Raw genomic sequence first — 22,538 nt, forward strand, 5'->3', positions numbered from 1 at the left:
TTCGCTTGGTACAACGCCAGCACCTGCGTGGGGGCTGGCCCGCTGCAAATAGCATTCCATCCGACCGTTCGGCGAGCTTAGCTTTTCGACGACACTGCGAGAAGTCCGCGAAGGCGTGACGAAAAAACGATAGATACGGTCCACTTCTCAGAAGGCGCCGGTCTTGATCGATCCGACCTGTTGCCTTTGTATTTGGCTCTCGGCTGACACAGCAACTGGAGTGTCAGACGTTCGAAATCGCTTGCTGCCATTGCCGAAGGGATTTGTCATCATGGGTTTGTTATCGGTGAGCACGCCGCGGGGCAAAAACAAGCGCGGAATCGGCATCGAGCACCCACCGCCGCTGAACGTCGATCGGTCGTTTGCCACATCCTCCGTAGGCAAGGTCTTCGCTCGACCATTCAACGTTCCACTGGCAGCCCTCGGGAGGTGCGAAGAGCGGGTCTGGCAGACTGGAGACCAGAAGGCTCCCGCCGAAATTGACGATCAGCAGACGTTCATCTGCCTCCTTTCCTGCGAAATAGCGCAGTAGGAAGGCCGAACGGCTAAGCACGCTTCCATCGATAGATACGCTGCGTTCGCCTCTCCCTGGTGCGAATACACCGCTTTCGCGTCGCAGCCGCAGCAGATCACGGTGCAAAGCAACAATATGGCTGTTGCCGTCGAATGCGCTCCAGTCCAGCTTTGAGCGTTCGAATGTAGAACGGTCGCTTGGCTTCGGCATGACCAAGCTAAAAGCTTCATCTTCGAGGTTCGGAAACTGCCTGAGGAAGTCCAGGCGCCCTTTTCGCACTATCGCTTCGAGCTCGCCAGTTTGATCCGCGAAATAAAAGAAGGGACTCGAGGCACCAAATTCCTGACCCTGGAACAGCATCGGCGTCTGCGGTCCGAGCAGGAGGAGCGCAGTCATCGCCCGCATGCGCGAAGGCGACGAGAGGTTTGCGATCCGCTCACCTGTGCCCGAATTGGCAATCTGATCATGGTTCTGCAGGAAATGAACGAAACTCGCCGCCGTCAAATTAAGGCCCGGCCGCCCGCGGCTCGCGTTTTGCCAGTCATACCTTTGCCCCTGGAAAAGATAGCCATATTTTGCTGCCGAAACGAACTCCTGTGCCATTCCATGGTGGTCGTGGTAATAGGCGTCATTCCTTCCTGTTAGGGCAACGACGGCGGAATGGTGGAAATCATCGTTCCATACGGAATCGAGTCCAAGGCCGCCCCGACACGGCGGTCTAACCAGGCGCGTGTCCTGGGGTTCATTCTCGCCGACGAGGTAAATGGATTTGCCATTGGCTGCCGCGCGAGCCTCCTGTGCTATGACCGCCAAGATGTGCTCGTCGCTGCTGTCGAAGAGCGCCTGCGTTGCATCGATCCTCAAGCCGTCGAAGTGAAACTCGTCGATCCAGTAGGCCGCGTTCCCGGCAATGAAGGTGCGCACACCGTGGCAGTTCTTGCCATCGTAGTTGATCGATCTGCCCCACTCATTGGTGTAGCGATCGGTAAAATAGTCGGACGTGAAGTCGGCATATCGCTCGCCTGCACCGAAATGATTGTAGACGACGTCAAGTATCACGCCCAATCCAACAGCGTGGGCCTCGTCTACGAATGATCTCAGATCATCGGGCGTACCATAGAGGTGGCTTGGCGCGTAAGGCAGCACGCCGTCGTAGCCCCAACCGAAGGTTCCGCTAAACTCGTTGACAGGCATCATCTCCAAGCAGGTGATGCCGATGTCCTTCAGCAGCGGAAGTTTCTTGGCCGCAGCGGCATAGGTTCCCTCCTTCGTGAAGGTGCCGATATGGAACTCGTAGAGAACCTGCCTGTCCGCCTCGACGCCTCGCCAGTCACGATCGCTCCAATTATAGCGCGAATGATCGACCACCATCGAGAAGCCGGAAGGCCCCTCCGGCTGGAAACGCGATGCCGGGTCAGCATGTAAGTCTCTCCCGTCGCCCAGACGAAAGCGATAGAGCAGTCCAGGCCGTCCATCTATAAGATCGAACCGGAAATAACCATCCTCCTCGGCTTGCATCGGGTATTCGGCGCTATCATCAAGCACGAGATAAACCTGATCGTGCGACGGTGCCCAGGTGCGGAATGAAACTGAGCCGGACATGATCTCGGCTCCGACCTGGTAGCGCCGTATGCCAGATTTTATTTGGGAACCGGTCGGGGCTTTGCCTGTCATCGTCACTGAACCTCGGCACACGGGACGGCAAAGCGTGCGTGGCTTGTGTCAGAACCTCCGCCTCGAATTTTTGTTCCAAATCCTAGGGCCGCATCTGCTGAAACCGCGATCGTTTCATCGAAGCGTTTAGGATACGGCTCCTCCTACCTCCACTCCCAGAGCCTCTTGGAATGGTGCGGTCGCGTCGTGACGACGGCAGCCGGTTCTGCCGCGATTTCAACGTAGCGGCGGGCATCTTCGGGATCATTTACGCCAACGAAGATCATCTTCATCGAACTCTTGAGGGGCGCGCCCCTCGCGCGATGTTCGAAGCTGATCACAGCATGTGGATACTCCTCATTGAGGCTGATCATTGGCTCGCCGGTCAAAGCGATATGGCCCTGCATCGCCAGGAACGACGAGATCCGCTGTTGGGCGAGTTCTGGCGATACCTGAACGTTGCGCTGCGGCGTCCTGGAGTAGGCAATCCTATCGGTTTGCCCTTTCTGCCTCTTTGTTTCGTAGATGAGGTGGGCCGCGCCCATCGCAAGCTCCACGTGGAGGTCGAAGGTTTGATAGCGGTCAGGCCGTTCGAACAGATCGTCCAGCTTTGCCTTCAGGTCTTGAACATAATCGGCATAAAGAGAGGCAATCATAACAGGTCCATGATGAGGGACGAGCCCACGCTTTCGTCGCTGTAACGGCAGCCTCTCATCTCAGGTCCGAGTAGACTGCCTTTTTGTCATCGATTTGTGCTGGTCTGCCATAACGGGGCAGGGCAACGCAATCTGCGAGATTGCGACAACGAAGCTCAGACCGGCTCGGGAGGCAATAATATCACGGGCGATTATTTTGTTCTGCTTGACGTCCTCGCGACGGATAACCAAGAAGGCGACCGCCGGAATTTGCTCATGCGCTTCTTCTTCGAACACAGTCCATTCGACATAAAGGATCGCCTGAGGAAACGGGGCTATCGCCGGACAGACGGAAGTGACGGCCCGCCGAACTCCTCGTGGATCGACGTTACGGAAGAGATGCTGGAGGATGAGCTCAAATATCTTCTCGCCTGAATCTATTAGTGGGACGATGCGGAGGCGCTCGTGAACAGCCTGACGGCATTGGAGCGGTTCCTGTCCTGAGGCCGCACCGTTGAATTTTCTGCTGGAGACGCATGTCGATGCTCAGGCGGAGAGGCCGGCGCCCGCGACAGCAATCGCTGTATGTGGCCTCTATTCCTTCGACAGCCCGTCAGATGGCCGATTGACGAATGGAAAGCGGCGTCGCTCGTTAATGCGGTTTGATGTCCGAGGACGTAATCCACACCCGTCCGTCATAGGCCAATTCGCCGTCTGAGAATTTCCGATCGGCGATACCCTCATAAACATGAAGACACTGAAGAAGACCTTGCATAACGTCACCTTCACCGGCAGGCATCGCATCGTCGGTGATGCAGACGGCCTGATGAAGGTTTCCTTCCGTCATGATCAGGATGGCATGGTTGCCGTAGAGGCGAATTTTACCGGGCGCGGTTACGAGCGACATGGTGTCCTCCTCGAAAGTTGCCTGAACGTTTTGCTCCTCTCCCCGGAGCCTAAGGACGGATGGTTAATGAAAGGTTGATACTTATCTACCCTGCAATCAGGAGAGGCTGCCACGATAAAAGGTGGTATCTCGAATTCGCCCACTCGCTTTTCAGCCCAGGCTCGCGGTCGCTTCAACGTGGTGGCAGTGGTTGCTCGGCATTTTGACGAGGACTGATCGGCCCGTTACCGATCCGCGCGCAAGCTTCTTTGCACAGTTCATTTTCGACAACCGTGGGATCGCCCGATCTGCATCGATCAGGGCTCGGCCATCAGGACACGTAGCCTTCATCTCTGGCGAGACTATAGAAATCCGCAAAAGCGAGATCGATGTCACCCCTAAAAGCGAACTTCATCGGTGTGGTAAGGCCGAGTTCGCCGTCACAGTGGCAGACACCGCAAGCGTGATTGTTCTGTCTGTCGATTGCGATCGTGAATCCTCCGACTGGTATGCAAGACGCCATATCGACGGTTCCCGCTGCATAGAATTCAAAATTTTCATGTCCTTCTGTTGTCACCAGCAGTGCGGGACCGCGGCGCCTCAAAGCCTCGACCAGCACCGCGCGAATGTCGGGATGGATCTGATCGATGTTCAAAGCTTCTGGTGGCGTCCAATACGTACCAGTCAGATCATCATAAAGCTCATCTTCGCATGATTTATCGTTTGGCAAGTTGCTCATCGCCGTTATCCTCCTTTCGATTGGTGATGCTCCTAGAAGAGGGTCAAGGGCCGGGCAGCATTCTCTGGTGTAAAACAAGGAGGTCGCCGCCCGGCCCATTCGATCCCGTAGGATGTTCTTATTATGTTCTCATTATTGATTGAGTCAAGGATGAAGATTCGGAACTGCTAAAATGTCTCGCCATCTCGTTTACGATACTTTGTAGGCCCGCGGCAGAGACCCGAAGGAGAAGGTCCACTCACGCCAATAGACCTCGATCCAGGTTTCGCTTCAAAAGCTGGAGCGACTGGATCGAAGTCGTGTTGATGATGGCGCTGCCTGGCCGCATACGAGTGATAGCTGCCTTCGACACGAAGAACGGCGCATAGCTCAATCCTTCTTTAGCTGTCGTTGCAGTCATTGCACGTCCACCGGGAGTTCCGCATCAGGCAGCAGAAGTCGCGGCGATGGAAATGAGGTTCCTTGTCCGCCATCACGTCGGCGAGGCCGGTGCCTTGTGTGACCTCCGGTCGATGCTTCAGGCCTTCGTAAAGTGCCTGGAGAAGGTCTTCCGCGAACTGGCGAGTGTGTGGAAATGCTGCTTCCACGGCCGCCCGCTGCATCTCGGTGAACCGCTCGCAGCCGGCGCCCACCAGGTCCATCATCACGCCTTCGGCAGTGAGCGCAGCGATGGCATTCAGATGCTCGGGAATGCCGGGCGTCGTGTGCAGGGCGATCGCGAGCCAGACGTTCTGCATGTCGTCTTCTAAGATGTCGTGGCTGCGCAGAAAATCGCACGCAGCATTCGCTCCGTCGACCTCGAAGCGAAGGTGGCTCTCCTTGAAGCCGGCCGTCAAGCCGACGTCGTGGAACATCGCCGCCGTGTAGAGGAGCTCAGGATCGAAGCGCACGCCTCTCCGCTGCCCCGCCAACGCGCCCCAGAAATAGACGCGTGTCGAATGTTCGAACAGAAGCGCGCTCTCCGCCTCCCGGATGAACTCGGTCGCTTCGCGGGCGAGCCTGCTGTCTGGAATCCTTATTCCGGAAATTTCGACGACGGCCATGCTTCGTCCTCCATCAAGCCTCAAGCACGGCTTGGGGCGTGTTGCGGAAGCTGATCGCCATGCGATTATAGCTGTTCATCAGGCTGATCGCGATCGTCAGATCGACGAGTTGCTTCTCGTCGAAGACCTCCCGCGCTGCCTTGTAGGCGTCGTCAGGTACGCCGGTCTCCGCGACCAGTGTCACGCTCTCGGCCCAGGCGAGCGCGGCCCGTTCGGCCTCGCTGAAGAGGTTTCCGCCTTCCTCCCACGCCTGGACCAGTGCCACCTTCTCGATCTTCACGCCGCGCTTGAGAAGTTCGCGCGTGTGCATGTCGAGACAGTAGGCGCAGTTGTTGATCTGCGATACGCGCAGATAGACAAGGTCTACCAGCTCTCCGGGCAGGCCGCTCTGCAGGACATAGCCATAGACGCCGCCGAGGGCCTTGGCGCCGTTTGGAGCCACCTGATTGTAATCCAATCTCCTTTTCATCGTTCGAGTTCCTTCTGTTACTTGACGGGTGTGGTGAGCTTCGTGTCGTCGGTATCGACGACGAATACCGCGAGCAGTTTCGCTGGAGCCGTATTGCTGGCGTTGCGGCTGATCGAATGAACCGCCCCCGGTGCCTCGAACCAGCTTTCCCCGGCCTTGTAGCGGCGCGTTTCACCGTTGTTCACCTTTGATTCCACCTCGCCGGAAAGAACGTAGGCGTAGATGAAGGCGGATGGGGCATGGGTGTGCGGGAGCGAGGAAGCGCCGGGGGCATACTCGACCTCCACCGCTCGTATCGACTTGCCGGGAATGTTCGCGATCGCCTGGGCGAACTTGGGCGTGACCGTCTCCCGTTCAGCGTCGTGAGCGGGCGCCGGGCCTGCAATCGCGGTGGCGATCGCCCCTATGGCGGCGGCGATGATCCTTGGTTTCATAGTCTTGTCTCCTTCAGTGACACCCAGAAAATGACGCTTTTCTGAGCCAGAAAAAAGAACCAAGAACGCGAAGAAATGATGTACCATGGCCGAATGGATAAATCGCTGGGACTGACCGTAGACCGGTCGAACAAGCTATCGCTGTCGGAGCAGATCCGCGGAGGTATCGCGAAGGCTATCGAGGAAGGCGTGCTGCAGCCGGGAGCGCGGCTCCCATCCTGGCAGGATCTTGCGGTCCAACTCGGCGTCTCGCGCGGGACTGTGCGCACTGCCTACGAGAAACTCGCGGCCGCCCAGTTGATCGAAGCGTCGAGGGCCGCGGGAACGCATGTCGCCGATCGCCCCCGCGCTGTTCCCCGCAAGGAACCTCTGCCCGACAAGGGCTCCTTCCTTGAGACCTATCTCGAGATGACTCAGGGACCCGCGCTGTTCCAAATGGGCGTGCCGGCAGCCCATACTTTCCCGTCCACATTGCTCGCACGGCTGCGCGCCGGCGCGGTTCGTGCTGAAGTCAGTGCTGTGCCACTCTACCCGGACCCACGCGGCGAGCTCGAGCTGAGGCGGGAGATCGCGGCATACCTGGCCGTGGGCCGCGGCATAAACTGCTCGGCATCGCAAGTCATCATAACCAACGGGTTCGCGGCCGGGCTTGGTCTGACCCTCAACGTTCTTGGGCTGCAAGGGCACGATGCATGGTTCGAGGAGCCCGGCTTTCCCTGGACGAGGCGAGGACTCGAGCTGGCTCATGTGGCTCCAGTCCCAATACCTGTCGACGGGGATGGCGTGGACGTCGATTATGGTATCCGTCATCATCCCGCGGCGAAGCTCGTAATTTTGACGCCGGGACAGCAGGCGCCGCTCGGGGCGACTTTGTCTCTTCAGAGGCGTCTTCAGCTTCTCGAATGGGCAGTCAAGAACGGGGTGTGGATTGTCGAGGACGACTATCTGAGCGAGCTGCAACTTCGCGGACGAGCCGCTCCGGCGCTCGCATCTATCGATCGCGGTGGCTGTGTCATCCATATCGGCTCGTTCAGCAAGACGATAAGCCCGACACTCAGGCTCGGCTTCATTATCGTACCAGTGGAGCTCGCATCGCGTTTCGCCGAAACGGCGGCCTGTCTGGCTCCGCCTCCTGGGCCGGCGGTCCAGTTCGCGATTTCCGAGTTTATCCGCGAGGGGCACTACATGCGGCACCTAAGGAGGACAAAGCGTGCCTACGCCGCAGCACGACAGCCGGTCCTAGACTATTTTCGTGATGTCGTCGGTCCGGATCGCGTGTCGGCTCCAGGCCTCTCAGTTTTGCTCAGGTTGCCCAGGGGAGCGCCTGACGTAGCGATTGCCCGGGAGGCGTTGACCTTTGGCGTGTTCCCCGCGCCTCTTTCTCCGTGGTATGCATCGGCTGGAACGGCAGAGGCTGGACTGCTGCTCGGCGTCGCGACCGCGCCGGTTAAAAACGTGGTGCGAAGTTGCGAGCGCCTTTTGGAAACGATCAGACGATCACCGTAATGCAGGCAAAATAAACGGAACAGGAAGAGTACGCGCAGAACCTGGTCGAATGATCACGAACAGAAACTGCGGCCGATCCCATGGACGTCGTCGCGGGGCAAACTAAGGCTTCTTCGCCAAACCGCCTTCGAAAATCGTCAGCACCTGCTGTTCCCCCGCAACGCGTCAGAACATTCGCATTTTATTAAATATGTTGGAAAATACTCTGCTTCGAGGGGCGATCTAAATCTGGACAAACGAGTTCATCTCGTAACCAGGAGCGGAGACTGCCATGTATCAGCGTACGGTTCTCATCGTCGAAGACGAGTTCCTCATCAGGATGGTGCTTGCCGACACCCTTGCAAACGAAGGCTTCGACGTCATCGAGGCGGCTAACGTACTCGAAGCCGTGGGAGTGCTTGGACAGCGCAAGATCGACGCCGTCGTCACCGACGTCGACATGCCCGGAGGCTTGAGCGGCCTTGACCTGGCGAAGATGATCTCGACCACCCATAGAGACGTGCCGGTCATCATCGCGTCGGGTGGACATCGTCTCCGGGCGGACGAGCTGCCCGGCCACTCCGTCTTCGTCCCAAAGCCATACGGATTGGAAGCCATTGCCGCCATGGTTGACGAGATGACCGTGCGCCGCACCCGCCGGATGGCCGACTAGACGAAATCGCCGATGCGGGCGGCCGCAATCGACCATGATGACGATTGCTGCGGCATCTAAGGGAAGTGCCCTGGGCCGTAGTTCGGAACTTCTTGAATCGGCGTTCGTTTCCATCGATCGAAATCACCAGGAGGAATGCAAATGGCAAGCGCGTCCCGAGGTAGAGCACAGGATCGAGCTAAGGTCGCCGCCGGGCAGGATCACGAAGTGCGCTACGAGGCGAAAAAGGAAGGCGTGTCAAAGGACACGGTCAAAAAAGCGGTGAAGACCGCCGGGAATTCCCGGAAGAGGGTCGAAGCGGAAATCGGTCGAGAATAGGCCAACCCGCGACATATAACGTTATCGGCTTCAACGGTCGGATCGAAAGCCTCCTGCGATGGCTCGTGGGCGGTCGGCGGGCACCCGGGCACATAGATGTCGACAGGCACGACGCGGTCGCAGTCGGCGTCAGGAACTCTCCCGTCTTCCCGGGTTTGATGCCGACGAACTGCCGGATCCGACGGCAGAGGCTGCCTTCCTCTCTGCAAAGCCCGATTGGACGAAGCTTCAATCGGATAATTCCAGGCAATGGCTCGATTTCTATCGGGAGCTTGTTGCTCTGCGGCGCCAGCGGATCGCGCCCATATTGATGGACATAGTCCGCGGCAGTGGGCGCTATCGTTTGTCAGCCGGTGGCGGCCTGACCGTTGAATGGGCTCTCTCGGCTGGACGCAGGCTGCGGCTCATGGCAAATCTCAGTGGCAGGACTGTCGAATTTGATGAAGAGGTCATCGACGAAAGCCCGATTCTCCTGGTCGGGGCCTTTGCGGCGGGGCGGATGGCGCCTTGGTCGGTGCTGTGGTCGATGGTCTAATTCTACAGATTCAAGCCCATGCGGCGCATGATCCTAAGCGCTACAGGCACTTTAGTCGGGCTGATATCAACTGACCTGTAATTTGCGGCACCATTCCGGGCTGCATAGAAGATATTCCATGATCGTTCTAGACGTTCATGCTGCCATAAGTCGCGAGCGACGCGCGACATGCTTTGCCGCGATGGCCCAGTCGGCTGGCTTCATAAAAACTTTGTCGTTGCGGTAGAATGGCGGCAGCAGCCTGTCATCGTATCCGGTGACGAAGGCGAAAGGGATCTGCCGCATCTTCAAGATGGCCGCGACCGGATAGACCATTTGACCTGACAGATTGACGTCAAGCAATGCGCCATCGAGACCATGTTCATGCTCGGCGATGTCGAGTGCTGCAGCAACGGAGGAAACTGACAGAACTTCGGCGCCGAGCGAATTCAGCCGCTGCCTCGCATCCGCTGCAGTGTAGTAATCATCTTCCACGAGCAGCAATCGAAAGCCTTCAAGACCCGAGTGGCGCGAGAACTTCTCATGTGCCGCGGTGCGGCAAAGCGCTTCCAGACGCTCCGGGCACACAAGCCCTCGCCGATACATCCGCATGATGTAGCGGGCAAGTCCGGCCTTATTCGCCGCACCGGATGAAAACCAAGGTTCCATACTGACCCTGGTGAAGACATTCCGCATGACGCGCAGGTCATCGGGAGAATAAATGCCGTGGGTCAGATCTTGTGTCATCGGCCATTGTCTCATTTGGAGCACAACGCCATCTTCCCAGCTTGACAACCGTGAATCAAGGTCGATTCGGCAAGAGCGTAGGTTGGACTCTTACCGTACCAAGCGCGTTCTTCCTGAGGGAGCGGCCCTCGGTGTTGCCGCTGTGCGGATTACCCCACATGCTCAACCGATAACGTCCCTGCTTCAAGCGGCTTGATCAACGACTGTGCTGACACAGTCGCATCGAGCCAGTCTGCCCATGAATTCCGCTCGAGGATGACGATCTGGCGATCGTGGTAGGGCAAGATGTCTGGTCCGGGCTCCATCGTCAGCATTGTGAAGGCTTGACCCACATCCAGCGTGTCGCGCCAGATGCCCGCGATGCAGAAGATCGGCTCGTTCTTTTTGGTGAAAAGCCATTTGTCCTTGCGCTTCTTTTTTGGGTCCTTCGGGTCCGTGAATTCGTAGAAGCCGTCGGCGACGATCAGGCATCGATTGGACGTGAACTCCCGCCCCTCGGAGCGGAAATTATAGACCGGTCGCTTGTTGGGCCCCGGCCAACTCCATCGCCGCTGTACGAGCTCTGCCTCATCGCTGTCGTCGATCGCGCGGAGGATCGGGCCGACGTCTGTGATCTTGATATCTTCGCGGGCCTGGAGGTTCGGAATGCCTTCACCGAACCGGATCTTGATCTTAAGATCGGCGAAGTCTTTTGCGATCGATGCAGCATCCACCATCAATCGGTAATCATTGCACATTGGTCTTCCTTCAAGTTTCTCGATCGCTCACGGCCAAGCCGCTAAAGGTGGAATATAGGCTCGGATCGCGCGCGCTCCAGCAGAACGAGGGGATCCTGATCATCCATGGTCGGCGGCCGGACAGCACGGGCGAGCGCTCGATCTTGTCCGATGCGTTGGTTCCTGATATGTTCTCCATAATGAAAGCGATGACCTTTCGATCCGATGGCCCTGTCGATAAGCGCAGGATCATCGTCAGGCGCCATGACGGCGAGGTGGAGATGGTGGAACTGCCTTGGGGGCTTCGTGCCCGAGATGGCGGTGCGCGTTCCGTCTATGTCGTCCGATCGGAAGGCCGGCGATTTCCGACCCACCGCTGTCTGGTGCCGGCTTCCGAGTTCGGCCACAGGAATTTCAGTTTTTCGCTCGCCAACAGCGACTGGTTCTATTTCGCGGGGATCTGGCGGCCGGCGACCGAGGGTTGGCCGGAGGCCTATGCCATCCTCACCATCGAGGCGAATGCGGATATTGCGCCCTACCACGATCGGCAGATGGCGGTGCTGACACGCGAGCAAAGCGTGGCCTGGCTCGATGGTCTTCTCCCGGAAGACGAGATCCTGCGACCGTTGCCTGCAGGGACGTTCCGTATCAAACTGACCTCGGGCGCTTCTGACCAGCCAGCGCTTTCGCTCTAAAGCGCCAGTCTCAATTGCGGCTCCATTGCAACGGTCTGCCTCCCCAGCGAGGAAAGGGTGACACCGAGCAGGCGGATGCCCTTGCGAGGCGGAAAGATCGGCGAAAGCAGCAGATCGACGATATCTTCGAGATCGTCGATCGCCGACAGCGGTGTGGAAGCCGTCTTGCTGCGGGTGATCTGATTGAAGTCGGCATATTTGACCTTGAGTGTCACCGTTTTGGCGCCGATCCCGTTTGCCTCGCAGTAAGCCCATACTTTTTCGATCAGCGGCTGCAGCCCCTCGCGGGCCGGCCCATAGGCATGGAGGTCCTGCAAGAAAGTATCTTCGGCGCCGACTGATTTGCGTTCCCGGTTCGGCTTGACCTCGCGCTCGTCGATGCCGCGGGCAATGCCGTAGAAATATGGTCCCGATTTGCCGAAATTCTCCACAAGGAATTCGAGTGTCTTCTCTTTGAGATCAGCACCGGTGTCGATCCCGAGCCGGTGCATCTTTTCAGCCGTCGCCGGGCCCACGCCATGAAACTTCTTGACGGGGAGGGCTTCGACGAAGACCGGCCCATTCTTCGGTGTGATGACAGCTTGGCCGTTCGGCTTGTTGAGGTCGCTTGCCATTTTGGCGAGGAACTTGTTGTAGGAAATACCGGCCGACGCGTTGAGCCCGGTCACCTGTTTTATCTTGGCCCGAATTTCCGAAGCTATCTCGGTGGCGACCTCCATGCCTTTGAGATTTTTGGTGACATCGAGATAGGCTTCGTCAAGCGAGAGCAGCTCGATAACAGGCGTATATTCCGCAAAAATCTCGCGGATCTGTTGGGACACGGCCCTGTAGACGTCGAAGCGTGGAGGCACGAAAATCAGTTCCGGACACTTTCGTTTGGCTGTCACCGAAGGCATGGCCGAGTGAACACCGAAGGCGCGCGCCTCGTAACTCGCTGCCGCCACTACGCCGCGCGCTGCCGATCCACCGACGGCGATCGGCTTGCCACGTAGTTCCGGATTATCGCGCTGCTCGACCGACGCATAAAATGCATCCATGTCGACATGGACGATTTTTCGGATGGGGGAGGAGCCTAGGTCTTTCATTCCAGCTTCAAGGAGCCCAATGGATCGGCCGTAAAAATCGCGTCGAAACAAAGAGAGAACATAACAGCGTTCAGGGTGATATCAACGTTTTTAATGAGCGCGTCCTATGAAGACGAACCTTGAGCATCAAGGTGCCGTCGCGCCCTCGAGAACATCATCAAGAAGCTGTCGGTGATGAGGAAAACCGATGATGGTGGGGGAGCGTCCGGTATCGTACTGCATCTCTTTGCCGGCGAGCTCGTTATCTCCTCTCGAGGAGATGACACCATGACATACGATATTAAGCGGAAAAGAGTCGTCGGCACCGCCAAAGAAAAGATTGAACGGTTGGAGAAAACGAGCGAAGCGGCGCGCGAGGCCCTCGTATTGGAGCGTCGGTTGCGCGAGGTCAAAACCGCACGGCTGCGCCTTGCTCGCTTGCAAGCTGAGGAACAGGGTAAGCGGCGCTAGGTGCAATTCCCTCCGGTAGATCGCCTCAGGCCGAGGATGATCTCAACACCTAGACGTCATTGGCGCTGTTGCATGCAGCCGAATGGTCGCCGACAGCGCCGGCGCGAAGTGCCGTGGCACCAGCTCAGGAGGCGAGCGCATCGTTGCGCAGCGGGAGCTCAGTCCCAAAGAAAGTCAGGTCCCGCTGTCTGATAGGTGAGCCGCAAGGTTCCGTCGGGCTGAACCACATAGCGCTCGAAGACACGGTATCCGAACTGCCCGAGAAAGGTGTTTTTGACGATCGTTCCAGGCTTGTAGGGGGAATGGACGACTTTGCCGCCGTAAGTCAGGCTGCCTGGCAAAGGAGTGGGAGCCGCTCGCGTTGTGGCGGGATCCTGCGTGCTGCACCCGATGATAAAACTAGCGACAATGAGGATCATCCCGCTTGTTGTTAAATTCTTCATCGTCGAGGTCCTCAAGTTACACGAGACTGGGTTGGCGATCAGAAAAGTAGCGAGCCCTTCGTGCTCAAGGCCGCAGATCTCAACCGGTAGCTTTCAGGAACTTCGCCTGATGATGAAAGTTCCCCGACGATAGACGCACGCGGTCTAAAGGGACGTGACCTGCCCCATTCGGCGGGAACGATCGCCTTTCTCTTGAGTTCGGCCTGCACGAAAAACCCATCAAAGAGGCTGACGTGACACCGTCACGACTTCGGCTCCGACCTTCGGAGAGGCAACATCAAACCAGAACGACTGCACTGACTGGAGGTCAAGAATGAAGGAAGCGTCCTCGTCGCTCCGGCGCCTGGCAAGGCAGAAGGGGATCGAATTGGTTCGTCCATCCCCAGAGGGCCGCCTAATTCGTGTCTCCGATCGTAACCTCGCCAGAATGCTCGCTGCGCTTGGCGAAGATGTTGCGTGCAAATCATCAGATGGTGAGGATCGCTGTCATGTACCAGCCGACCTCATAGAGCGGCCGGCCTGGGGCCTCAGCCTGCAACTGTATGAATTAGTGTCCAATCGCAACTGGGGAATCGGCGACTTCAAGGACTTGTGGGCGATCTGTTCGATGGCCGGCGCTCTTGGCGCCGATTTCATTGGTTTAAACCCGTTGCATGCCGGTTTCCTCTACGAGGCAAACCGGTGCAGTCCATACGAACCTTCCAACCGCAAGTTTTTAAACCCTCTCTACATCGCCGTCGACGAGGTGGAGGGTTTTGTCACCTCGTCTGACATCGAGACGGAGCTTTCCATGCTCCGAGAGCTTTCCCTGGTCGACTACGAGGCTGTCGCAGCAATCAAGCTGCGCGTTCTGGGCACGATCTGGAAGTCGGTCCAACAGGTTCAGAATCCAGCATTGGAGGAGTTCATCCGCAATGGGGAGCGGGATCTGCATCTTCACGCTCTATTCGAGGCGCTATCCTTTGCCCAGTCGATGGCGGGTAAAGGTGCCGGTTGGCTGAGCTGGCCACGAGAATTTCAGTTGCCGGAGAGCACGGTTGTACGCGAGTTCGCGCGAGCACATGAGGATGAGATCAAATTCCATCAATGGCTGCAATGGATTGCGCATATCCAGCTTTCAGAGGCAAAATCGTGCTGTCGCAGGGCCAAGATGCGTCTCGGGCTCTATCTCGATCTTGCCGTCGGTGAAGCGCTCGACGGATCCGCCACCTGGAGCGACAGAACCTCATACGTTCGCGGTGCTGCCATCGGAAATCCGCCTGAACCCTTTGCGACCGAAGGCCAGGACTGGAGGCTGGCGGCGCTGCGCCCTGACAGGATCACCAGCGGTGATCCCTCCCCATTCGCCCGGTTGATGAGCGCCTTAATGCAATATGCCGGCGCAGTAAGGATCGATCATGCGGCCGCTTTCGCCCGATTGTTTCTTGTACCGACCGACGCGACGCCCGGGGACGGTGCCTATGTGCGTTATCCGATCGACGATATGCTGGAGGAGCTGGCTAATATGTCTGTCAGGTACCAATCTATCGTCATCGGCGAAGACCTTGGCGACCTCGCGGCTGGGCTGCGCGAGGATATGGCGGCGGTCGGTGTGCTATCTTATCGCATCCTGTCCTATGAACAGTCAGACCAAGGTTTCGTGCGACCCGAAGACTATCCCGAGCTCGCGCTCGCCTGTGTCTCCACGCACGACCATCAGACCTTTTCCGGATGGTGGAAAGGCGCTGATATCGATCTCCGTCGGAAACATGGGCTGGTTTCGAAGGACATGACGTTGCAGCATCGGAAGACACGAAAGAGCGAACGTAAAAATCTTATCGCAGCACTTACGGCCGCTGGAATGATCAGGTCGGACGAGCAGACAGGTTCGGAAAACTTGGAACAGCTTATCATAGCGGCTCACGAATACATTGCTTCAACCCCGTGCATGCTGGTTAGTGTTCGCCTTGCAGACCTGACGAATGAACAGGCGCCGACCAACATCCCCGGTACCGACAAAACCTATCCGAACTGGAGGCCCAAGCTTTCAGTTGATTTGGCGGCGCTCGAACGTCTTCCGATGGTGCGGGGGATCGCAGATGTCATGAGCCGTTATCGTGGTAATGTCGCCGCTCATGGCAAAGTCGACAACATCTGATCGCCGATGGCCTCCGATGTAGCAGCAGCTCTAGCAATCAATTGTGGGAACACAAGGCGCCCCATTTTTCAGACGGCGACGCAGATCGGTGCGTTCGATGGAGGCTTCTTTTGCAATCCGGCTGTGACCAGATCTCCAACATGTGGCGAGCACTGGATCAACCAGGCAATCTAATTCTATTTGGTGGTGGCTAGTACATTTGGGCAAATTGCCTGCCGGCTCGCCGCTAACATATTGTTTAAAAGCAGCACTCAAAGGTTTAAGGGCTCGCCGATGTATCGAGTAACGCGAGCCCTTTTACCGCTCCCATGCCGGTGTCACAGCAATAGGTCGCAAAGATCTGTCATGCGACCTCTGGTCGAGAGGAACCCGTCCGAGAAAAATTGTTGTTTTCGATTGCCACGTTGTTGCTCGCGCTCCGTGGCCCTTCCCAGTACCCATTCCTGCTAGCCACGCTTAAAGGGCTTTTTGGAAGACCGAAGGGAAACCACGAGCCGCTGGAGGCGTTGTCGTCCTGTAGAACATCATCAGGAGAGAGCCATGGGAGACGGCAGCACGACGACAATTGAGGCCAGCTTCGAAACACGGGAAGCCGCCGATATCGCGGTCGAACATCTGGTTCAGCAGCTTGGCGTTTCGCGGCCCGACATTTTCATCCAGCCGGCGGCCGATCGCAACACCGCCGGCTTGGCGCCCTCGGGTGGGGACGCCTCTCATGAAGAGGGCGCACGGCGCGATGCGCCGCTCGAAGGCGAGATCCAGGTTTCGGCAGATGTCAGCCTCAGCCAGGTCGGCGCCGTCAAGCGGTGTCTCGGCGAGGCTGGCGCGCTGTGGGTTTCGAGCCGCTGAGCATGGCCGACACTCTCTCCAAATACCGTGCCAAGCGCGATTTTCAAAAGACCAGCGAGCCGAGTGGCGAGGTCCATGTCAAGCCGTCGAACCGCCTGCGGTTCGTGATTCAGAAGCATAATGCCACCCGCCTGCACTATGACCTGAGGCTTGAGCTCGACGGGGTCTTCAAGTCCTGGGCAGTGACAAAGGGGCCGTCGCTCGATCCGCATGACAAGCGGCTCGCCGTCGAGGTCGAGGATCACCCGCTCGACTACGGCGACTTTGAAGGTACCATTCCCAAAGGCCAGTATGGCGGCGGCACGGTCATGCTCTGGGATCGCGGCTACTGGGAGCCGGAAGGCCGCAAGTCGCCGCAGGAGGCGTTGAGAAAGGGCGACTTCAAGTTCACGCTCGAGGGCAAGCGGCTGCATGGCAGTTTCGTCCTCGTCAGGATGCACGGCGATCGGGATGGCGGTAAGCGGACGAACTGGCTGCTCATCAAGCATCACGACGACTATTGTGTCGAGGAGAACGGCGCCGCAGTCCTCGAGGCGAATGCGACTTCGGTCGCCTCCGGCCGGACGATGGAACAGATCGCAGACGGCAAGGGCCGTAAGCCGCGTCCGTTCATGATGGCGAATGCGGACATCGAGGCGGATGCCGTCTGGGATAGCAAGCATGGGCTGGCGGCTGATGAGCGCAAGAAGCGATCGCGAAAGGATGTCGCGACCTCAACCGCTGCGGATCTTCCGGATTTCATCGATCCGCAACTGTGCGAAAGGCTTGATCGGCCGCCTGCCGGCGAAGACTGGTTGCACGAGATCAAGTTCGACGGTTACCGCATCCAGATGCGGGTCGCCGATGGAGCTGCGACGCTCAAGACGCGCAAGGGCCTCAATTGGACGGGAAAATATCCCGAAATCGCCGATGCGGCTGCCGATCTTCCCGACTGCATCATCGATGGCGAGATCTGCGCGCTCGATGAAAACGGTGCACCGGATTTCGCAGCACTTCAGGCTGCTCTATCTGAAGGCAAGACCGCCGATCTTGTCTATTTCGGCTTCGACCTGCTGTTCGAGGGCGGCGAGGACCTGCGGTCGATGCGGCTCATCGAAAGGAAGGAGCGGCTGCAAAACCTGCTTGCCAGCGCTGACGGCGATCCGCGCATCCGCTATGTCGAACATTTCGAATCCGGCGGCGATGCCGTACTCCGATCAGCATGCAAGCTGCATCTCGAGGGCGTCGTCTCCAAGCAGATGGATGCGCCCTATCAATCCGGCCGCACCGACACTTGGGCAAAGTCCAAATGCCGGGCCGGCCATGAGGTGGTGATCGGCGGATATGCCAAGACCAATGACAAGTTCCGGTCTCTGCTTGTCGGTGTTCATCGCGGCGACCATTTCGTCTATGTCGGCCGCGTCGGGACCGGCTATGGCGCCAAGAAGGTCGAGACGCTGCTTCCGAAGCTGAAGGCGCTGGAGACGGCGAGATCGCCGTTCGCCGGCATCGGAGCGCCAAAGAAGCAGGCCGAAGTTGTCTGGGTGAAACCCGAGCTTGTCGCCGAAATCGAATTCGAAGGTTGGACCGCGGACGGCCTCGTGCGCCAGGCCTCCTTCAAGGGATTACGTGAGGACAAGCCGGCGAAAGAGGTGGAGGCCGAGAAGCCTGCATCGCCTGCCAAGACCGATACAGCAGAGCCTGCCGCGACCGCGACACGCAAGCCTGTCCGCCGCAAAGGCGCAAAAGCCGAGGTCATGGGCGTTCTCATCTCCAATCCCGACAAGCCGCTCTGGCCGGACGCCGGCGATGGCGAGCCCGTCACCAAGGAGGACCTTGCCCGCTATCATGAAGCAGTTGGCGCCTGGCTGATCGAGCATATCAAGGGCCGCCCCTGTTCGATCATTCGGGCGCCGGACGGTATCGGCGGAGAGCAGTTCTTTCAACGCCACGCTATGCTTGGCACCTCCAACCTTCTGGAATTGGTGAAGGTCTTCGGCGACAAGAAGCCTTACCTGCAGATCGATCGGATCGAGGGACTTGCAGCCATCGCCCAGATCGGTGGGATTGAACTGCATCCTTGGAATTGCGAGCCCGGCAAGCCGGAAGTGCCGGGCAGGCTGGTGTTCGACCTCGATCCCGGACCTGATGTTCCGTTTTCGACCGTGGTGGCGGCCGCCCGGCAAATGCGCGATCGGCTCGACGAGTTGGGTCTCGTCAGCTTCTGCAAGACCACGGGCGGCAAGGGGCTGCATGTTGTGACCCCGCTTGCCGTCAGCAAGCGCAAACCCCTGTCATGGGCCGAAGCCAAGGGCTTTGCACATGATGTCTGTCAGGAGATGGCGCGTGATAATGCCGATCTCTATTTGATCAAGATGACCAAGAGCCTTCGAGGTGGTAGGATCTTCCTCGATTATCTCCGCAACGATCGTATGGCGACCGCCGTCGCGCCGCTCTCGCCGCGCGCACGTCCAGGCGCAACCGTTTCGATGCCGCTCACCTGGACGCAGGTGAAGGCAGATCTCGACCCGAAGCGGTTTACCTTGCGCACCGTGCCGGCACTGCTTGCGAAAACGTCCGCTTGGCGGGACTATCGTGACGGCGAGCGGCCGCTGGAGCAGGCGATCAAGCGGCTCGGGAAATCAGGACGGGCAGCATGATCTTTCGAGGGCAGCTGCTGGCGATGTCATATGGACGACGCAACAAAAAAGACATCCGAACCACCGCCGCCCGAGGGGGCCACGACCGACCTGCCGCATGATCGGATAACGGTGGCACGGTTTCGGGAAGCATTTCCCCGAGCCCGGTGGAGTGACCGCCTCAACGCATGGTTCGTGCCCGGCCGCACCGCCGAAAAACGCATCGGCCGCTGGCTGGCTGAGCAGGAAGCCGAGGCAGACAGGTTTGCAGACGAGAAGGGCAGGGACGCTTTTGCCTTCGAGCCGATCGAAAGCCGGTATCTCGACGCAGCGCCTGCAAATTTGCAGATCCGCACGCCCTATTCACGGACCGTTGTCGAAGAGATCCGCGAAATTCCGCATGCGCGCTGGGATGCAGCTCGCCGCCTCTGGACGGTACCCTACCGCTCGTTCGAGCAACTGCGCCAGCGGTGGCCGGCAATCGAGGCGGCGGCCGAACATAGCGAGCCGGAGGCGCGCCGCGCGAGGCGTGAGGAGATCAGAGGGACCGAGAAGGAGGAGGCATCCAAGGCAAGGCTGAAGGAGCGCCGGCGAAAGCGGTACCCAGTCCCCGCCGACGATGCTCCGCCGCTCGATCGCGCAATCTGCACGCATGTCGGCATCGTCTTTTTCATCGGGACCGACGGTGAAATCGCGGACGCGGCGACAGTCAGCGCATTCTACTTTACGCCCGCAGATGACGAGGAATATGTCTGGGCATCGTGGCGGCGCGGCACGCTGGAAGAATTGGTGACGACCTGGCCGGCGCCGATACCGCCGCAGCAGACAGAGCGCGCGCGAGGCTGGTGGAAGCCGACGCTCGACGAGTTGCGGCCTGCGCGACGGGAGGCAAAATCCAGGCGGCGAGCAAAAGAACGCAGCGAACAAGCCGCGGGCAAGTCCTTGCGACCAGACGCTGGCGGCTGACGCGCTGTGACGGTATTCAGGCGAATGTGCCGCCTGGAGCGGGCGTCGATGGAGATTGCGCCGAAGTCCAGGCATCAGCCTGCGTTTGCGTTGGTACGCGCCCGTCCGGGGTCAACTCGTTTACGGCCTTCGGGAGATCGTGAGACAGACGGCTCAAGATTTCTTCCTTGGACAGGCCGGTTTTGGCAGCAAGCTCGTTTAGCGTTTCGTCCCCAAGCGCCTGGCTCAGTTCCTGATCGTTTATCGGCTTGTTCTCGCCGGTGCCGACCCAGGATTCAGTCCTGTCACCCAGGCCTTTGCGTTGGAACTGTTCCAGAAGGCTTCCAAGACCTCCGCTCAGAATGCCGCCGGGTGAACTGCCGCCGAAAATATCGCCGAGACCTCCCCCCTGGGCAAGGTTGCCGAGAATGTCGCCAATGCCGCCTGCGCTTGATGCGCTGTCGGCTCCGGACTGGCCGCTTTGCGCGCGCTGGCCAATTCCCTTCAAAACTTCCGCGATCTTGTCGCGGTTCTGGTAGCCGGCGACTGCCAGCACGGCCAGCAGTGCAGTCAATGGTCCACGGGACATGGTCGATCCTCCGTTCACGTCGATTTTCACAAAACTGGCTGACGACTACATTGTTCCGGCCGGTTTTTCGTCGATATCAAAGACGGCGGCGTTGTCTTGGACTTCGCGCAGACCCTTAAAAGATGCGTGTCGCAAGTTGCCGTCATCGGTCCAGCCGCGAAACTCGATCTCGGCGATCAACGTCGGCTCCGCAAAGACGAAGTTCTTGTCCTTGAGCGCGATTGCCGGCCGACTGGTCTTGAGTTTGTCGAGCAGCGTGCGCAGTTGCACGGCATCCTTGGCATCGAACCCTGTTCCCACCGAGCCGACATAGACCCAGTCGCGGCCGCTGCGGGCGGCAAGAAGCAGGCTGCCGATGCCGCCGCGCGCTACTTTTGACTGTTCGTAGCCGACGATCATGAAGCTTTCGGCCTGAACACATTTGATCTTCAGCCAATCGCCGGTGCGGCCGGAGCGATAGGGCCGGTCCCGGTGCTTGGCGATGATACCCTCGAGCCCCATCGAGCAGGCGTTCGCCAGAAGCTCGGTGCCGTCCCCGTGCACTTCCTCCGACAGCTGGATCGCGCCGGTGGCACCATCGAGAAAGTCCTCGAGCAGGTGCCGTCGGACGGCGAGCTCCGTTTTCGTCAGATCATGGCCGTCGAAATAGAGAAGATCAAAGGCGAATAATACTGATTCCATCGAGGCGCGTTTGCCTCCCCGACCTCCGAGCGAACGCTGCAATGCGCCAAAGCTCGAACGGCCCTCCTTGTCGAGAACGACCGCCTCTCCGTCGAGGATCGCCGTTGCGACGCCGAGCTTTCTTGCTTCCTCGGCGATCACAGGGAATCGATGCGTCCAGTCGTGCCCGCCACGGGTAATGATCCGCACACCGCTCGGCTCGATGTGGACGGCGAGGCGGTAACCGTCCCACTTCACCTCGAACGCCCAGTCCGGACCTTGCGGGGGGATGGTCTTCAAAAGCGCCAGGCACGGCTCGATGCGCTCCGGCATCGGATCGAAAGGAAGACTGGGTTGCAGGGGGTCGCGGGAGCGGGCCGGTTTCGACTTGAGAACCTGGTCGTCTTGAAGAAGCGGTTTAGCGCGCCGGCTCATCTGCCAGCCCGCTTCTCGGCCGCAACCGACTTTTTCAGGGCGTCCATGATGTTGATGACGTTGGAGGCGGGGGCGGCTTCCGGCTTGTTGTTCTTGCCGGCTTTCCTCGGCTTCAGCGTTTTCTTCTTGTCCTCGATGAGCACCAGCAGCGCCTCCTGGATCGGATCGGTGACCATGGCCGGCGACCAATGTTTCGTGCGCTGCTTGATCAGCTTCTCGACCAGCGGAAGGGCATCTTTCTCGCAATCGGGATCGATCCCTTCGAAGTAGGATTCTTCCGGCCGAACCTCGTCGCCAAAGCGAAGGGTCCAAAGCACGATGCCTTCATCGCGGGGTTCGAGGATGACGGCGCGTTCACGCCGGCCGACGACGAGTTTCGATACGCCAACGACCTTCGAGGCTTTCATGGCGTCGCGGATCACGGAGAAGGCCTCCTGACCGACCGGATCGTCGGGCGTCAGGTAGTGAGGCTTCTCCAGATAGGTCCAGCCAATGGAATCGGCTGGCACGAACTTTTCAATGTCGATCGTCCGGACGGTGTCGAGCGCCACCGAGTCCAGATCTTCGTCCGTCAGGATCACATAGTCGTTCTCGCCGCGCGCGTAACCCTTGGCCTCGTTCTCGTCCTTCACGGGCCTTCCGGTGATCGAGTCGACATATTGCGAGACGACGCGGTTGCCGGTGGCGCGATTGAGTGTGTGAAAGCGCACCTTCTCCGATTCGGACGTCGCCGGAGACATTGTGACCGGACAGGTGACCAGCGACAGCTTGAGGTAACCTTTCCAATAGGGACGTGGTGCCATTGC

The 22,538-nt window shown here is 58.8% G+C and carries 24 protein-coding genes and 1 pseudogene; 10 read left to right on the forward strand and 15 right to left on the reverse strand.

Going from position 1 to position 22,538, the window contains the following annotated elements:
- Positions 1–280 precede the first annotated feature (280 nt).
- The 8 genes and pseudogenes from treZ to FHT92_RS24670 all read right to left on the reverse strand — a co-directional run bounded on the left by treZ (position 281) and on the right by FHT92_RS24670 (position 6,373).
- Complete coding sequence (treZ, locus tag FHT92_RS24640) at positions 281–2,116, reverse strand: malto-oligosyltrehalose trehalohydrolase (RefSeq protein ID WP_246735545.1); 1,836 nt, start codon at positions 2,114–2,116, stop codon at positions 281–283.
- 215 nt (positions 2,117–2,331) lie between these two features.
- The gene (locus FHT92_RS24645; RefSeq protein WP_183749229.1) at positions 2,332–2,823 is read right to left on the reverse strand and encodes a hypothetical protein; all 492 of its coding nucleotides are present in this window, start codon (positions 2,821–2,823) and stop codon (positions 2,332–2,334) included.
- A 631-nt stretch (positions 2,824–3,454) separates the two neighbouring features.
- Positions 3,455–3,709, reverse strand: a complete 255-nt coding sequence (locus tag FHT92_RS24650) for a hypothetical protein (protein WP_183830225.1) — start codon at positions 3,707–3,709, stop codon at positions 3,455–3,457.
- A 310-nt stretch (positions 3,710–4,019) separates the two neighbouring features.
- Positions 4,020–4,427 (reverse strand): hypothetical protein, encoded by a 408-nt coding sequence (locus tag FHT92_RS24655; RefSeq protein WP_183830228.1) that lies wholly within the window; start codon positions 4,425–4,427, stop codon positions 4,020–4,022.
- A gap of 277 nt (positions 4,428–4,704) precedes the next feature.
- Positions 4,705–4,794: pseudogene (locus FHT92_RS29475) on the reverse strand (NAD(P)-dependent oxidoreductase); the annotation flags it as partial.
- 13 nt (positions 4,795–4,807) lie between these two features.
- Complete coding sequence (locus FHT92_RS24660; RefSeq protein WP_183830231.1) at positions 4,808–5,470, reverse strand: HD domain-containing protein; 663 nt, start codon at positions 5,468–5,470, stop codon at positions 4,808–4,810.
- Positions 5,471–5,483: 13 nt separating this feature from the next.
- The gene (locus tag FHT92_RS24665) at positions 5,484–5,939 is read right to left on the reverse strand and encodes a carboxymuconolactone decarboxylase family protein (RefSeq protein ID WP_183749234.1); all 456 of its coding nucleotides are present in this window, start codon (positions 5,937–5,939) and stop codon (positions 5,484–5,486) included.
- Between the two features lie 17 nt (positions 5,940–5,956).
- Complete coding sequence (locus FHT92_RS24670; RefSeq protein ID WP_183749235.1) at positions 5,957–6,373, reverse strand: cupin domain-containing protein; 417 nt, start codon at positions 6,371–6,373, stop codon at positions 5,957–5,959.
- A gap of 93 nt (positions 6,374–6,466) precedes the next feature.
- Between FHT92_RS24670 and FHT92_RS24675 the strand changes: the two genes are divergently transcribed.
- The 4 genes from FHT92_RS24675 (at position 6,467) to FHT92_RS29685 (ending at position 9,384) form a co-directional block, all read left to right on the forward strand.
- Positions 6,467–7,879, forward strand: coding sequence for a PLP-dependent aminotransferase family protein (locus FHT92_RS24675; protein WP_183830234.1), 1,413 nt, complete (start codon positions 6,467–6,469; stop codon positions 7,877–7,879).
- 271 nt (positions 7,880–8,150) lie between these two features.
- Positions 8,151–8,531: a response regulator gene (locus tag FHT92_RS24680; RefSeq protein WP_183749236.1), complete on the forward strand. Its 381-nt coding sequence runs from the start codon at positions 8,151–8,153 to the stop codon at positions 8,529–8,531.
- Between the two features lie 141 nt (positions 8,532–8,672).
- Complete coding sequence (locus FHT92_RS24685) at positions 8,673–8,849, forward strand: DUF3606 domain-containing protein (RefSeq protein WP_183749237.1); 177 nt, start codon at positions 8,673–8,675, stop codon at positions 8,847–8,849.
- A 58-nt stretch (positions 8,850–8,907) separates the two neighbouring features.
- Positions 8,908–9,384: a DUF3459 domain-containing protein gene (locus tag FHT92_RS29685; protein ID WP_183830237.1), complete on the forward strand. Its 477-nt coding sequence runs from the start codon at positions 8,908–8,910 to the stop codon at positions 9,382–9,384.
- Between the two features lie 135 nt (positions 9,385–9,519).
- Here the strand turns inward: FHT92_RS29685 and FHT92_RS24695 are convergent, their stop codons facing one another.
- The gene (locus FHT92_RS24695; protein WP_183830240.1) at positions 9,520–10,110 is read right to left on the reverse strand and encodes a hypothetical protein; all 591 of its coding nucleotides are present in this window, start codon (positions 10,108–10,110) and stop codon (positions 9,520–9,522) included.
- A 149-nt stretch (positions 10,111–10,259) separates the two neighbouring features.
- On the reverse strand, positions 10,260–10,847 hold the full coding sequence (locus FHT92_RS24700; protein ID WP_183830243.1) for an SOS response-associated peptidase family protein: 588 nt from the start codon (positions 10,845–10,847) through the stop codon (positions 10,260–10,262).
- 176 nt (positions 10,848–11,023) lie between these two features.
- Between FHT92_RS24700 and FHT92_RS24705 the strand changes: the two genes are divergently transcribed.
- Positions 11,024–11,521, forward strand: coding sequence for an SOS response-associated peptidase family protein (locus FHT92_RS24705; protein WP_409527171.1), 498 nt, complete (start codon positions 11,024–11,026; stop codon positions 11,519–11,521).
- Here FHT92_RS24705 and dinB read toward each other — a convergent pair.
- Positions 11,518–12,606: a DNA polymerase IV gene (gene dinB / locus FHT92_RS24710; protein WP_183830256.1), complete on the reverse strand. Its 1,089-nt coding sequence runs from the start codon at positions 12,604–12,606 to the stop codon at positions 11,518–11,520. The two genes, FHT92_RS24705 and dinB, sit on opposite strands and share 4 nt — an antisense overlap.
- A 267-nt stretch (positions 12,607–12,873) precedes the next feature.
- Here dinB and FHT92_RS24715 point away from each other — a divergent pair, with 267 nt between their 5' ends.
- Positions 12,874–13,056 carry a hypothetical protein gene (locus FHT92_RS24715; RefSeq protein WP_183830259.1) on the forward strand — a complete coding sequence of 61 codons (183 nt, stop codon included), beginning with the start codon at positions 12,874–12,876 and terminating at the stop codon, positions 13,054–13,056.
- 158 nt (positions 13,057–13,214) lie between these two features.
- Here the strand turns inward: FHT92_RS24715 and FHT92_RS29485 are convergent, their stop codons facing one another.
- Positions 13,215–13,499 (reverse strand): hypothetical protein, encoded by a 285-nt coding sequence (locus FHT92_RS29485; RefSeq protein WP_246735547.1) that lies wholly within the window; start codon positions 13,497–13,499, stop codon positions 13,215–13,217.
- 313 nt (positions 13,500–13,812) lie between these two features.
- Here FHT92_RS29485 and malQ point away from each other — a divergent pair, with 313 nt between their 5' ends.
- The 4 genes from malQ (at position 13,813) to FHT92_RS24740 (ending at position 20,069) form a co-directional block, all read left to right on the forward strand.
- Positions 13,813–15,636 carry a 4-alpha-glucanotransferase gene (gene malQ / locus FHT92_RS24725; protein ID WP_183830261.1) on the forward strand — a complete coding sequence of 608 codons (1,824 nt, stop codon included), beginning with the start codon at positions 13,813–13,815 and terminating at the stop codon, positions 15,634–15,636.
- Positions 15,637–16,176: 540 nt separating this feature from the next.
- Entirely contained in the window at positions 16,177–16,485 is a 309-nt protein-coding gene (locus FHT92_RS24730; protein WP_183830264.1) for a hypothetical protein, read from the forward strand.
- 2 nt (positions 16,486–16,487) lie between these two features.
- Positions 16,488–19,124: a DNA ligase D gene (gene ligD / locus FHT92_RS24735; protein WP_183830267.1), complete on the forward strand. Its 2,637-nt coding sequence runs from the start codon at positions 16,488–16,490 to the stop codon at positions 19,122–19,124.
- 30 nt (positions 19,125–19,154) lie between these two features.
- Positions 19,155–20,069: a hypothetical protein gene (locus tag FHT92_RS24740; protein ID WP_183830271.1), complete on the forward strand. Its 915-nt coding sequence runs from the start codon at positions 19,155–19,157 to the stop codon at positions 20,067–20,069.
- A 16-nt stretch (positions 20,070–20,085) separates the two neighbouring features.
- Here the strand turns inward: FHT92_RS24740 and FHT92_RS24745 are convergent, their stop codons facing one another.
- The 3 genes from FHT92_RS24745 to FHT92_RS24755 are packed head-to-tail and all read right to left on the reverse strand — an operon-like array spanning position 20,086 to position 22,535.
- Positions 20,086–20,637 carry a YidB family protein gene (locus FHT92_RS24745; protein ID WP_183830274.1) on the reverse strand — a complete coding sequence of 184 codons (552 nt, stop codon included), beginning with the start codon at positions 20,635–20,637 and terminating at the stop codon, positions 20,086–20,088.
- Between the two features lie 45 nt (positions 20,638–20,682).
- Entirely contained in the window at positions 20,683–21,732 is a 1,050-nt protein-coding gene (ligD, locus tag FHT92_RS24750; RefSeq protein WP_183830277.1) for a non-homologous end-joining DNA ligase, read from the reverse strand.
- Positions 21,729–22,535, reverse strand: a complete 807-nt coding sequence (locus FHT92_RS24755) for a Ku protein (protein WP_183830280.1) — start codon at positions 22,533–22,535, stop codon at positions 21,729–21,731. The genes ligD (FHT92_RS24750) and FHT92_RS24755 overlap by 4 nt, the downstream gene beginning before the upstream one ends.
- Positions 22,536–22,538: the final 3 nt, after the last annotated feature.

It is taken from the genome of Rhizobium sp. BK377 (assembly GCF_014193935.1).
GTDB lineage: Bacteria > Pseudomonadota > Alphaproteobacteria > Rhizobiales > Rhizobiaceae > Rhizobium.